The 12,754-nt window shown below is 69.8% G+C and carries 11 protein-coding genes and 1 pseudogene; 9 read left to right on the plus strand and 3 right to left on the minus strand.

Translation table 11 applies throughout. The annotated features are described in order from the left end of the window. Positions 1 to 104 precede the first annotated feature (104 nt). The gene (locus tag ASF94_RS05185; RefSeq protein ID WP_056662599.1) at positions 105 to 560 is read left to right on the plus strand and encodes a DUF2214 family protein; all 456 of its coding nucleotides are present in this window, start codon (positions 105 to 107) and stop codon (positions 558 to 560) included. 82 nt (positions 561 to 642) lie between these two features. Here the strand turns inward: ASF94_RS05185 and ASF94_RS05190 are convergent, their stop codons facing one another. After that, positions 643 to 984, minus strand: a complete 342-nt coding sequence (locus ASF94_RS05190; RefSeq protein ID WP_056662603.1) for a PsiF family protein — start codon at positions 982 to 984, stop codon at positions 643 to 645. Positions 985 to 1,112: 128 nt separating this feature from the next. On the opposite strand from ASF94_RS05190, the gene argS reads away from it, so the two are divergent. The 6 genes from argS (at position 1,113) to ASF94_RS05220 (ending at position 7,921) form a co-directional block, all read left to right on the plus strand. After that, positions 1,113 to 2,822, plus strand: coding sequence for an arginine--tRNA ligase (gene argS / locus ASF94_RS05195; protein ID WP_056662606.1), 1,710 nt, complete (start codon positions 1,113 to 1,115; stop codon positions 2,820 to 2,822). Between the two features lie 19 nt (positions 2,823 to 2,841). Continuing rightward, a complete protein-coding gene (locus ASF94_RS05200; RefSeq protein ID WP_056662608.1) occupies positions 2,842 to 3,534 on the plus strand; it encodes an SPOR domain-containing protein in 693 nt (230 codons plus the stop codon). Positions 3,535 to 3,639: 105 nt separating this feature from the next. Further along, positions 3,640 to 4,296 carry a thiol:disulfide interchange protein DsbA/DsbL gene (locus tag ASF94_RS05205; protein WP_056662610.1) on the plus strand — a complete coding sequence of 219 codons (657 nt, stop codon included), beginning with the start codon at positions 3,640 to 3,642 and terminating at the stop codon, positions 4,294 to 4,296. Between the two features lie 373 nt (positions 4,297 to 4,669). Further along, on the plus strand, positions 4,670 to 5,326 hold the full coding sequence (gene lptA / locus ASF94_RS05210; RefSeq protein WP_056662613.1) for a lipopolysaccharide transport periplasmic protein LptA: 657 nt from the start codon (positions 4,670 to 4,672) through the stop codon (positions 5,324 to 5,326). Next, positions 5,323 to 6,141 (plus strand): LPS export ABC transporter ATP-binding protein, encoded by an 819-nt coding sequence (gene lptB / locus ASF94_RS05215; protein ID WP_056662615.1) that lies wholly within the window; start codon positions 5,323 to 5,325, stop codon positions 6,139 to 6,141. Before lptA ends, lptB begins: the two co-directional genes overlap by 4 nt. A gap of 172 nt (positions 6,142 to 6,313) precedes the next feature. Next, positions 6,314 to 7,921 (plus strand): RNA polymerase factor sigma-54, encoded by a 1,608-nt coding sequence (locus ASF94_RS05220; RefSeq protein WP_056662618.1) that lies wholly within the window; start codon positions 6,314 to 6,316, stop codon positions 7,919 to 7,921. Between the two features lie 63 nt (positions 7,922 to 7,984). Here ASF94_RS05220 and ASF94_RS05225 read toward each other — a convergent pair whose 3' ends face one another. Next, the gene (locus ASF94_RS05225; protein WP_082492999.1) at positions 7,985 to 8,581 is read right to left on the minus strand and encodes a TspO/MBR family protein; all 597 of its coding nucleotides are present in this window, start codon (positions 8,579 to 8,581) and stop codon (positions 7,985 to 7,987) included. A gap of 319 nt (positions 8,582 to 8,900) precedes the next feature. Continuing rightward, positions 8,901 to 10,713 (minus strand): annotated as a pseudogene (locus ASF94_RS05230) (methyl-accepting chemotaxis protein). A 196-nt stretch (positions 10,714 to 10,909) separates the two neighbouring features. On the opposite strand from ASF94_RS05230, the gene ASF94_RS05235 reads away from it, so the two are divergent. Then, on the plus strand, positions 10,910 to 12,202 hold the full coding sequence (locus tag ASF94_RS05235) for a class I SAM-dependent RNA methyltransferase (protein ID WP_056662621.1): 1,293 nt from the start codon (positions 10,910 to 10,912) through the stop codon (positions 12,200 to 12,202). Next, a complete protein-coding gene (locus ASF94_RS05240; RefSeq protein ID WP_056662663.1) occupies positions 12,192 to 12,722 on the plus strand; it encodes a putative toxin-antitoxin system toxin component, PIN family in 531 nt (176 codons plus the stop codon). The genes ASF94_RS05235 and ASF94_RS05240 overlap by 11 nt, the downstream gene beginning before the upstream one ends. The last annotated feature ends 32 nt before the right edge of the window (positions 12,723 to 12,754 follow it).

Consider the following 12,754-nt stretch of genomic DNA (forward strand, 5'->3'; position numbering starts at 1 on the left):
GCCGCAGGCGCTGACGGGCGCGGGGGTGGCTTTCAGGCCGGCGTGCGGGATAGGATGCGGGCCTCTCCGCGTCCTCGCCGCCACCTTCCAGGACCCGTCTTCCCATGACCACCGAAGCCCTGCTCGCCTACGCCCATTTTCTGGCCATCCTCGCCACGGCCACCTTCCTGGCCAGCCAGGCGGCGCTGTGCCGCAGCGAATGGCTGAACGCCGCCGCGGTGCAGCGGCTGGCGCGCATCGACCTGCTCTATGGCGTGTCGGCGCTGCTGGTGCTGGCCACCGGGCTGGCGCGCACCTGGTGGGGGGTGAAGGGTTTTGGCTGGTACTGGTCGCAGCCGCTGCTGCATGCCAAGGTCACGCTCTTCGTCGTCATCGGCGGGCTGTCCCTCGTGCCCACGCTGCGCCTGCGCTGCTGGCTCCAGGCCGTGCGCGCCACCGGCACGCTGCCGGCGCCCGCCGAGGTGAAGGCCACCCGCCGTCTGGTGATGATCGAGGCCCACCTGCTGGCGCTGATTCCGCTGCTGGCGGTGTTCCTGGCGCGCGGCGTGGGAACGCGCTGAGGTCCACCAGCCCTCTGCAAACAAAAGCAAACCCCGCGCGCCGGGGTGCGGCGGGCGGGGTGGTGCGGAGGGTCTGAAACGATCAGGCTGCGGGCTGTGCGCTCAGGCAGCTCTTCATGAAGGCCTTGCGCTCATCGCCCTTGAGCGCCTTGGTCTTGGCGTCGGCGTTGCAGCTCTTCATCTTGTCCTGCTGCTTGGCCTGCTTGTTGGCCGAGAGGCAGTCCTTCATGAACGCCTTGCGCTCGTCGCCCTTGAGCGCCTTGGTCTTGGCGTCGGCGTTGCAGGTCGCCATCTTGCTCTGCTGGGCCGTGGGCGCCTTGGCAGGCGCGGAGGCCGCCGCCGCAGGGGCGTCGGCAGCATGGGCAGCGACGCCCAGGGTCAGGGCGAGGGAGGCGGCAGTCACCAGGGAAAGCAGATTCTTCATGTAATGCTCCTGCAATGGATGGGGGTGAAAAGCCTCGCCCGGTGCGTGCATCGCCAGCCGGAGCGGGGCCCAGCCAGCATAACGCCGCCGCCCGCCTGGCGGATGACCGCGCCCCGTAGAATCGGCCCATGCTCTCCGTCAAACAGGAATTGCTCGCGGCCCTGGCCGGCGAGCTGGAAAAATTGTCGCCCGGCGCCGCCGGGCGCGCTGCTTTTGAATCGCCCAAGGTGGCCGCGCATGGCGATTTCGCCTGCACCGCCGCCATGCAGCTGGCCAAGCCGCTCAAGCTCAACCCCCGCGCGCTGGGCGAGCAGCTCAAGACCGCGCTGGAGGCCACGCCGGCCTTCACGCGCTGGGTCGATGCCATCGAGATCGCCGGCCCGGGCTTTCTGAACATCCGCCTCAAGCCCGCCGCCAAGCAGGAAGTGGTGCGCGAGGTGCTGGCCGCGGGCGACGCCTTCGGCCAGCAGCCATCGAACGGCCAGCGCATGCTGGTCGAGTTCGTGTCCGCCAACCCCACCGGCCCGCTGCACGTGGGCCACGGCCGCCAGGCGGCGCTGGGCGACGCGATCTGCAACATCTTCGCCAGCCAGGGCTGGAGCGTGCATCGCGAGTTCTACTACAACGACGCGGGCGTGCAGATCGACACCCTGACCAAGAGCACGCAGCTGCGCGCCAAGGGCTTCAAGCCGGGCGACGACTGCTGGCCCACCGACCCAGAGAACCCGGCCTCCAAGGCGTTCTACAACGGCGACTACATCCAGGACATCGCGAACGACTTCCTGGCAAAGAAGACGGTGAAGGCGGACGACCGCGAGTTCACCGCCAACGGCGACGTCGATGATTACGACAACATCCGCCAGTTCGCCGTGGCCTACCTGCGCAACGAGCAGGACAAGGACCTGCAGGCCTTCAACCTGCATTTCGACGAGTACTACCTGGAGTCGAGCCTCTACACCTCGGGCCGTGTCGACGCCACGGTGAAGCGCCTGATCGACAAGGGCCACACCTACGAGCAGGACGGCGCGCTGTGGCTGAAGACCACCGACTACGGTGACGACAAGGACCGCGTGATGCGCAAGAAGGACGGCACGTACACGTACTTCGTGCCCGACGTGGCCTACCACATCGCCAAGTGGGAGCGCGGCTTCACCAAGGTCGTGAACATCCAGGGCACCGACCATCACGGCACCATCGCCCGCGTGCGCGCCGGCCTGCAGGCGGCCGATGCCGGCATCCCGCAGGGCTACCCCGACTACGTGCTGCACACCATGGTGCGCGTGGTCAAGGGCGGCGAGGAGGTCAAGATCAGCAAGCGTGCGGGCAGCTACGTCACGCTGCGCGACCTGATCGAATGGACCAGCAAGGACGCGGTGCGCTTCTTCCTCTTGAGCCGCAAGCCCGATACCGAATACACCTTCGACATCGACCTGGCCGTGGCGCAGAACAACGACAACCCGGTCTATTACGTGCAGTACGCCCATGCGCGCATCCAGTCGGTGCTGCGGGCCTGGCAAGAGGCCGGCGGCGGCGACGTCGCCTCGCTCAAGGACGTGGATCTGTCGGCGCTGGAAGGCCCGCAGGCCCAGGCGCTGATGCTGCAGCTGGCCAAGTACCCCGAGATGCTCACGGCCGCTGCCGAGGGCGAGGCCCCGCACGACGTGACCTTCTACCTGCGCGACCTGGCCGCCAGCTACCACAGCTACTACGACGCCGAGCGCATCCTGGTGGAGGACGAGGCCGTCAAGCAGGCGCGGCTTGCGCTGGTCGCCGCGACCGCACAGGTGCTGCACAATGGGTTGAAGGTGCTGGGCGTGAGCGCGCCCGCCAGAATGTGAAACAACCATGGCTAGCCAAATGAAGAAACAGCAGCGCGGAGGCACGGCCGTCGGGCTCATCGTCGGGATGATCGTCGGGCTGGGCGCCGCGCTGGGCGTGGCCGTGTACGTCACCAAGGTGCCGGTGCCCTTCCTGAACAAGGGCAGTTCGCGTAATTCCGACCAGGACGAGGCCCAGCGCAACAAGAACTGGGACCCCAATTCCCCCTTGTACGGCAAGAACCCGGCCCGGCCGGCAGCGTCCGCCGCGCCCAGCGCCGCGGGCACCGACCCTGCGGCGGCCACGCCCGCCACCGGCACCGTCACCGCACCGCCGGTGACCGCTGCCGCCACGGCGCCCACGCCGCGCGGCGCCGCCAGCAAGCCGGCCGCAGCCAAGCCCGCCACCAGTGCCGACCCCCTGGGCGACCTGGCCAAGGCACGTTCGGCGGCCAGCCCCGCCGCCGTGGCCACGCCGTCCACCGGCGGCGCCGACCCGTTCGACTACTTCGTGCAGGCCGGCGCTTTCCGCACGCAGGGCGATGCCGACGCCCAGCGCGCCAAGATGGCCATGCTGGGCTGGGAGGCCCGCGTCAGCGAGCGCGAACAGAACGGCCGCACCGTGTACCGCGTGCGCGTGGGCCCGTTCGCCAAGCGCGACGATGCCGAGTCGCTGAAAGACAAGCTCGACGGCGCGGGTGTGGAGTCCGCCCTGGTGCGGGTGCAGCGCTGACGGCAAAAAAGTGTGCGCGGGCGCACAGCTGGCGGCACCTGCCGACGAAACTTTGCGGCCCCGGGCCGCTCACAACCTTCTGATCGACCAAGGAGTGAAATCTTCATGAAACGCCGCGAGTTTTCCCTGTCCGCCGCCACGGCCCTGGCCGCTTCCGCCGCCACGCTCCCGCTGGCCACGCCCGCCTTCGCGCAGGCCCGCCAGTTCAAGGAAGGCAAGGACTACACCAAGCTCGCCAAGCCCGCACCCGTCGATGCACCCGCCGGCAAGGTCGAGGTGATCGAGTTCTTCTGGTACAGCTGCCCGCACTGCAATGCGTTCGAGCCGGCGCTGGAAGCCTGGATCAAATCCGCGCCCAAGGACCTGCAGATCCGCCGCATGCCGGTGGCCTTCAACGCCAGCTTCGTGCCGCAGCAGAAGCTGTACTTCGCGCTCGAGAACATGGGCAAGCTGCCCGAAGTCCACGCCAAGGTGTTCCGCGCCGTGCATGTCGAGCGCCTGCCGCTCAACAAGGACGAGCTGATCTTCGAATGGATCGGCAAGCAGGGCGTGGACGTCGCCAAGTTCAAGGAAACCTACAACTCCTTCGGCGTCGCCAGCCAGGTGCGCAAGGCATCGCAGCTGCAGGAAGCCTACGGCGTGGAGGGCGTTCCCTCCATGGGCGTGGCCGGCCGCTACTACACCGACGGCACCATGGCCGGCAACATGCAGAGCGTGCTGCAGGTGGTGGACTACCTGGCAGGCGTGGCCCGCAAGGGCTGAGGCCGTGCGGGGCGGGGGGCGGGCCTCGGGGCGCGCGCTTCCGGTACCGCTTTCTCCCTGGTCACCCAGGCATCCGGCGCGCCCTCGGGCGCGTTTTTTCATGGGCATTCGCCGGCGGTGGGGGGCTCGCCGCCACCCGTCAGAGCGCTGCTAAAAAAGTAGCATGAGAGGCTGGTTGGATAAGCGCCCAGGGTCGTTTCGATGGTCCATTCTGGTGGGATCGCCGGGCGCATCCTGTCGGGCGTGATGGCCAGATGCCGCGCGCCCTGTCCACGGCGCGTGCATGATGCGGGTCGGCCGATGGGCCCTTCCTGCTGCCGCCAGCGCTGCCCCCCGCTGACGGTCGGTACAATGTCTGCAAGATTCGTGCCCTATGAGAAACAGACTCCTCCCGCTGATTTTGCTCTCCGCGCTGGCCCTGGCCTCGTGGGGCGCCCGCGCCGAAAAGGCCGACCGCAACAAACCGATGAACATCGAGGCCGACGCACTGCGCCACGATGAACTGCAGCAGACCAGCGTCTTCACCGGCCGCGTGGTGCTGACCAAGGGCACCATGGTGCTGCGCGGCGCCCGGCTCGACGTGCGGCAAGACCCCAATGGCTTCCAGTACGGCGTGGTGACCGCCGAGCCCGGCAAGCGCGCCTTCTTCCGCCAGAAGCGCGACACGGTGGCCGGTGCGCCCGACGAATTCGTCGAAGGCGAGGCCCAGACCATCGAATACGACGGCCGTGCCGAAACCGTGAAGCTCATCGGCCGGGCCGAGCTGCGCCGCTACCGCGAAGCCACGCTGACCGACGAAATGGCCGGCGCCGTGATCTTCTACAACAGCGTGAGCGACGTGCTGACCGTGGACGGCCAGCGCACCGCGCCGAACGGCACGGCGTCGGGCACGCCGGGCGGCCGCGTGCGCGCCGTGCTGGCGCCCAAGGAGCCGGCGGCCGGTGCCGCACGGCCCGCCGCCCCGGCGACCGGCCCCGCGCCCGCCCTGCGGCCCAGCACCGACCTGAGCAACGGCGGCGCCAGCAAGTGAGCGAGCCCCTCCACACCCCCACTGCCGCCGCCCCCGCCTCCGCGTCCGCTTCCACGGCGGCACCTTCGGGCGAGGGCAGCCGGCTGCAGGCCCTGCACCTGCAGAAGTCCTACGGCAGCCGCAAGGTCGTCAAGGACGTGTCGCTGACGGTGCAAAAGGGCGAAGTCGTCGGCCTGCTGGGGCCCAACGGTGCCGGCAAGACCACCTCGTTCTACATGATCGTCGGGCTGGTGCGCAGCGACGGCGGCGACATCCTGATCGATGGCCAGTCGGTGGCCAACATGCCCATCCACCGCCGATCGCGGCTGGGGCTGTCGTACCTGCCGCAGGAAGCGTCCATCTTCCGCAAGCTGAACGTCGAAGAAAACGTGCGCGCCGTGCTGGAGCTGCAAAAGGGCGACGACGGCAAGCCGCTGCCCCGCGCCGAGATCGAAGACCGCCTGACGGCCCTGCTGCAGGAACTGCGCGTGGAGCACCTGCGGGCCTCCCCCGCGCTGGCGCTTTCCGGAGGCGAGCGCCGCCGCGTGGAGATCGCCCGGGCGCTCGCCACGCAGCCGCGGTTCATCCTGCTCGACGAGCCTTTCGCCGGCATCGATCCCATCGCCGTGATCGAGATCCAGCGCATCATCGGCTTTCTGAAAGAGCGCGGCATCGGCGTGCTCATCACCGACCACAACGTGCGCGAGACGCTGGGTATCTGCGACCACGCCTTCATCATCAGCGACGGCAACGTGCTGGCGCAGGGAACGCCTTCCGACATCGTGGACAACGCCGAAGTACGCCGGGTGTACCTGGGCGAGCACTTCAGGATGTGAGCATGGCCCCCACGCTCCCCGATTCTCGTGGTCCGCTGCCCCCCAAGGGGGCCCTTGCACCTTGGGGCGGCCCGGTGGTGCTGGGAGTGGCCCCCACGCTCCCCGCTGCGCGTGGTTCGCTGCCCCCCAAGGGGGCCCTTGCACCTTGGGGCGGCCCGGCGGTGCGTGTTTGATGAAGCCCGGCCTTTCCCTCCGCGTCTCGCAGCACCTGGCGCTCACGCCCCAGCTGCAGCAGTCGATCCGGCTGCTGCAGCTGTCCACGCTGGAGCTGTCGCAGGAGGTCGAGCAGATGCTCGACGAGAACCCGTTCCTGGAGCGCACGCTGGAAGAAGCACCGCGTGAGGAGTTCGGGCTGGCGCAGGCCGACACGCCGGTGGCCGAGGACGACCGCCACGCCGACGAGTCGCTCTACAGCGCGGCGCCGGGCACCACCAGCTCCAGCGCTGACAGCGGCAGCGGCAGCGACGGCGATTCCCCCGCCGCGCCCGACGCGGCCTCCGACACCGCTCCAGCGGCCGACACGCCCGACTGGGAAGGCGACGGCACGGTGGACTTTTCTGCGGACGACAGCGAATGGGGCGGCGATGCGCCGGCGCGCAACCGCATGGGCGAAGGCGACGGCGAGACCGATGCCACCGAGCTGGCGCGCAGCCACCAGTCGCTGACCGACTTCCTGCACCGCCAGGCGCTGTCGCTGCGGCTTTCTGCGGTGGACACCGCGGCGCTGCGCTTCCTGATCGAGTCGCTCAACGACGACGGCTACCTGGAAGATCCGCTCGAATCGCTGGCGGTTGGCCTGGCCGGCCCGGACGACGCCGAACAGATCGAAGAGCTGGTGCACCGCTTCACCGTGGCGCTGCGCCTGCTGCAGAGCCTGGAGCCCACCGGGGTGGGCGCGCGCGGCCTGGCCGAATGCCTGACGCTGCAACTGCGTGCCCTGGCTGCCGACAAGGAAGCCGACGCCGACGTGCTGCAGACGGCATTGCGCATCTGCAAGCAGCCGCTGGAGATGCTGGCCAAGCGCGACGTGCGCCGCCTGACGCAGACCTGCGGCAGCGGCAACGAGGAATGCACGCGCGCGGCAATGGCACTCATCGCACGGCTGGAGCCGCGCCCCGGCCGGCGCTTTGCCAACGTGGAGCGCAACATCATCGTGCCCGACGTCATCGTGAAGAAGACCGGGCGCGGCGCGCAGCAGAACTTCAGCGTGCAGCTCAACCCCGACGTGATGCCGCGCCTGCGGGTGCACGACGTCTATGCCGGCGCCCTGCGCGGCAACCGGGGCGGCGAGGGCCACCAGGCCCTGCAGCAGCGGCTGCAGGAGGCGCGCTGGTTCATCAAGAACATCCAGCAGCGCTTCGACACCATCCTGCGCGTGTCGCGGGCCATCGTGGACCGGCAGCGCAACTTCTTCGTGCATGGCGAGCTGGCCATGCGCCCGCTGGTGCTGCGCGACATCGCCGACGAACTCGGCCTGCACGAATCCACCATCAGCCGCGTGACCACGGCCAAGTACATGGCCACCCCGCAGGGCACTTACGAGCTGAAGTACTTCTTCGGCTCCGGCCTGGGGACCGAGACCGGCGGCAACGCCTCCAGCACCGCGGTGCGCGCGCTCATCAAGCAGTTCGTGTCGGCCGAGAACCCGGCCAAGCCGCTGTCGGACAGCCAGATCGCCGCGATGCTGAAGGAGCAGGGCATCGAATGCGCCCGCCGCACGGTCGCCAAGTACCGCGAGGCGCTCAAGATCGCGCCGGCCAACCTGCGCAAGGCCTTGTGACGGTGGGCGGCGAGTGCCTGCGGGCGCCGCCGTGGCCAGCCTGTCCGCCCGCCGCCCGTTGCGTCAGCCGCCCAGCAGCTGCGGGTTCATGCGCCACAGCGTGAAGTTCAACGCCGCCGCGAAGCTGATCCACGCCAGATAGGGCAGCAGCAGCGCGCCGGCCAGCGGCCGCAGCCGCCAGAAGGCCACCAGCGTCGCGGCCACGGCGAGCCACAGCGCGGCGATGTCGAGCAACGCCCAGCCGCCCAGATGCCACTGGAAGAACAGCCAGCTCCACAGCGCGTTCAGCACCAGCTGGAGGGCGAACAGCGCCAGCGCCTGGCCGCGCAGCGGGCTGGGCGGCTGGCGCCAGGCCAGCCAGGCGGCCACGCCCATCATGGCGAAGAGCGTCGTCCACACCGGCCCGAATACGGATGGCGGCGGCGCCCAGCCGGGCTGCGTCAGCTGGCCGTAGAACTGCGGCGCCTGCACCGAGGCGATGCTGCCGATGCCGGCGGTGAGAAACGCCAGGGCCAGCCAGCCGACCAGCCCGAGCCACAGGCGCGCCGGGGAACGCGCGGGAGCGGGGGCGAAGGCGGTGGAGGCGGTGGGCGCCGACCCATCGCGCAGGGGATGGGTCGCACGCGGGGAGTGGGTGGCAGGGTGGGTGTGCTCGGTCATCCCGCGATGATCTCGCAAGGGCTTGCCTGGCGGGGCTGACGCACGCGGTGGCGGCTGTCAGACAGCGCCCCGAGTGCGCGGCACTCTGCGAGGGCTGCTCAGGACTATGCTATTAAAATCGTAGCAATATATCCTTGTGGAATGGGCGCGGAAGGCCTAAAAGACCCTTAATCTGCCGTTTCGAGGCACGGCCGCTGGCCGCAGGTCCCAGGTCCCTGGTCCCAGGTCCCAGGTCCCTGGTCCCAGGTCCCAGGTCCCAGGTCCCTGGTCCCTGGTCGGCCGCAGCGGAGGGTGTCGCCGCCGGCCGCTCAGCGGCCCGTCACCGCCCAGGCAGCGCACGCTGTGCCGTTGCGCCCTGTCGGCTCGCCGCCGGCAGCGCGGCCGTCCCCGCCAGGGCGGCGGCTTCCAGCTTGAAGCCCGCCACCGCATCGGCCAGCTGGGCCGCCTGCTGCTGCAGCGACTGGGCGGCGGCAGTGGCCTCTTCCACCAGCGCGGCGTTCTGCTGCGTGGCCTGGTCCATCTGGCTCACGGCGCCGCCGATCTCGGCGATGCCGGTGCTCTGCTCCTGGCTGGCGTTGCTGATCTCCGCCACGATGGCCGTGACGCGGCGCACGCTGTCCACCACCTTGTCCATGGTGGCGCCCGCATCCTGCACCAGGCGGCTGCCGGCGGCGACCTGCGACACCGAATCGTCGATCAGCGACTTGATCTCCTTGGCGGCGGTGGCGCTGCGCTGGGCCAGCGTGCGCACTTCCGACGCCACCACGGCGAAGCCCCGGCCCTGCTCTGCCGTCGATCACGCCGATGATGTCGGCGATCTTGCGCGAGGACGCCTCGATGCCGCCCATGGTCTGCACCACCTGGCCCACCACGGCGCCGCCGTGCGTGGCCACGTCGGAGGCGCCCGTCGCCAGCTGGTTCGCCTGGCGCGCGTTCTCGGCGTTCTGCTGCACGGTGGCGGTGAGCTGCTCCATCGCCGCCGCCGTCTCTTCCAGCGAGCTGGCCTGCTGCTCGGTGCGTGCCGACAGGTCCTGGTTGCCGCTGGCGATCTCGCTGGTCGACAGGCGCACCGATTCGGACGAGGCGCGGATCTGCACCAGCACCGCCGCGATCTTGTCCACGAAGCGGTTGAAGGCGCTGGCGATCTGCGTCAGTTCGTCGCTGCCGTGGGTGGACAGGCGGCGCGTCAGGTCACCGTCGCCCGAGGCGATGTCTTCCAGGGCGTCGCGCACCAGCCCCAGGCGCCGCAGCTGGTGGCTGACGGCAGCCGTGACCAGCACCACGGCGGCCAGCACGCTCAGCAGCGTGATGAGGACGGCCACCTTCAGCAGCGCGGTCACCGACTGCGTGGCCTCGGCGCGGTCGATCGAGATGGCCAGCGTCCACGGCGTGCCCTGCACCTTGGCGGCATAGAGCATCTGGTCGGCGCCGTCCACCTGCACGTCGGCGCGGCCGCCCGACTCGGCCAAGCGCTGGATCACCGGGGCGTCCAGCGTGGTCGCGATGGCCGAGACGGGCTTGAGCGCCAGTTCCGGCCTGGCGTAGGCGAGGATCTTGCCTTCACCGTCCAGCAGCACCGCGAAGCTCTTGGGAAAGGGCTTGATCGCGCTGACGATGCGGTTCACCGAGTCGAGGAACATGTCGCTGGCCACCACCGCCGTGACCTGGCCGGCTGCGGTGACGGGCTCCACGAAGCTGATGGTGAGCTTGCCGGAGACGTCCACATACGCGGGCGTCACCGCCGGGCCGCCCACCTGCACGGCCTGCCGGTACCACGGGCGCGCCGTGCCGTCGTAGCCGTCCGGCAGGGGCGTCAGCGAGATGCTGCGCTTGTCCGCATAGGTGAAGTAGGCCGCGTCGAAGGCGCCGGCCTGCTCGGCCGCTTTCAGGAAGGGCATCGGGTCGGCCTGGCCCACCGCCACTTTCAGCGAGCCGGTGATGCGCTGCTTGTCCTTGACCCATTCGGCCACCTCGCCGGCGCGGTCGCGGGTCAGCTGGCCGATCCGGCTGTCCAGGTCGGCCATGGTGTCCCGGCGCACCACGAAGAAGGTCGCCAGCGCCAGGGCCAGCAGCGAAAACACGGTAATGGCGACGCAGATACCGATCAAGCGTGCGCGCAGGCTTTGGAACATGGGGAGGCCTTGCGGAAAGATACAAATGGAGACGCATTCTGACCGTTGCTTGATCCAGGGCAAGACCGCTCGGCCAGAAAGCGGGCAAGCAGGTATCGCGCCAGCCTGCAGGGCCGCTCGCGGCCCGGATCGGGGCTAGGGAAAACCATCGCCAGCCAGGCAGAAGCAGCCAGCGCTTATCCTTGGCACCTTCCTTATGAATCAACTGCAACTTTTCCTGCCCTGCGCCGCCGGCGTCGAGGGCTACCTGGCCGACGAGGTCCACGCCATCACCGGCCTGACCGGCCAGGATCTGCTGGTGGGCCGCGGCGGCGTGCTGGTGCGCGCCGCCTGGCGCGACGCCATGCGCCTGAACCTGCACAGCCGCCTCGCGCAGCGCGTGCTGGTGCAACTGGCCCACCGCAACTACCGCAACGAGAACGACCTCTACGGCCTGGCCAGCGACGTGGCCTGGGAGATATGGTTCACCACGCGCCAGAGCTTCAAGATCGACGTCACCGCCCAGCACAGCCCGCTAACCAGCCTGAACTTCGCGGCGCTGAAGGTGAAGGACGCCGTGGCCGACCGCTTCCGCCACAAGAGCGGTGCGCGCCCGGACGTGAACACCCAGTGGCCCGACGTGCGCATCCACCTGCACCTGACCACCGACGAGGCGACGATCTACATCGACACCTCGGGCGAAGCGCTCTTCAAGCGCGGCTGGCGCGAGGACAAGGGCGACGCGCCGCTGAAGGAAACGCTGGCCGCCGCGATGATCGCCGCCAGCGGCTGGGACCCGCTGGGCGACACGCCCCTGCCGCTCTACGACCCCTGCTGCGGCAGCGGCACCATCGCCATCGAAGCCGCGCAGATGGCCTGCAACATTCCGGCCGGCCTGCAGCGGCGCTTCGCTTTCGAGAAGCTGCTGCCGTTCCAGGCCCATGTCTGGTCGGCGATCCGGAACGAAGCGGAGGCCGCCGTGACGACCAGCGCCGCGCCGATTTTCGGCAGTGACGTGTCGCACCGCATGGTGGACTTCGCCCAGCGCAATGCCGAGCGCGCCGGCGTGGCCCGGGCCGTGCAGCTGCGCGGCGGCGACGCCCTGCAGCGCATGCCGCCGACCGAGCAGCCCGGCGTGCTGCTGCTGAACCCGCCGTATGGCGAGCGCATCGCCGCCGCCGGCTCGGCCGGGCGCAACGCCGCCGAGCGCATGGCCCATCTGGACCGCGCCGGCCGAGAGACCGCGCAGACCGAGGACGGCGGTGAGTTCTTCAGCCAGCTCGCCTCGCACTGGAAGAAGCACTACAGCGGCTGGACCGCCTGGATGCTGACGCCCGACCTGAAGCTGCCCAGCCAGATGCGGCTGAAGGAATCGCGCCGCGTGCCGATGTGGAACGGCCCCATCGAATGCCGCCTGTTCCGCTTCGACATGATCAAGGGCACGGCCCGCGACCGTGCGCCCCGGGCCGCGCAGGCCGACCCGCCGGACGGCGGCGCCCATGCCGGTTGAGCTGGCGCTGCCCGCGGTGGCAGCCCCGGGCGAGCCCGTGCGGCCGGTGGTGGTGGACACCAACGTCGCGCTCGACCTGCTGATCTTCGGCGACCCGCGCACTGCGCCGCTGCGCCAGCTGCTGGCCGAGGGGCGCCTCGCCTGGATCGCCACGCAGGTCATGCGCGACGAGCTGGAGCGCGTGCTGGCCTATCCGCACATCGCCGAACGCATGGATTTCTACCGGGTGGACGCGCCCCGGGTGCTGGCCGCGTTCGACGCCGGGGCACGGCTGGTGCCCGTCGCGCCCAAGGTGGCCTACGTGTGCAAGGACGCCGATGACCAGAAGTTCATCGACCTGGCCGCGCAGCACCGCGCCATCCTGCTCAGCAAGGACAAGGCCGTGCTCTGCATGCGCAAGCGGCTGATGACGCTGGACACGCAGGTGGCTACTGCCCTGGTGCTGGAACCGGTGCTGGAACCGGTGCTGGACCGCATGCCCCAGCCGGTGCGGGGGACGGAGCCCGCGGCGGCGGCCTGACCGAAGCGAAGCCGTGTGGCCGCGAGCGCGGC

The organism is Acidovorax sp. Leaf160 (assembly GCF_001424265.1).
Lineage (GTDB): Bacteria > Pseudomonadota > Gammaproteobacteria > Burkholderiales > Burkholderiaceae_C > Paracidovorax.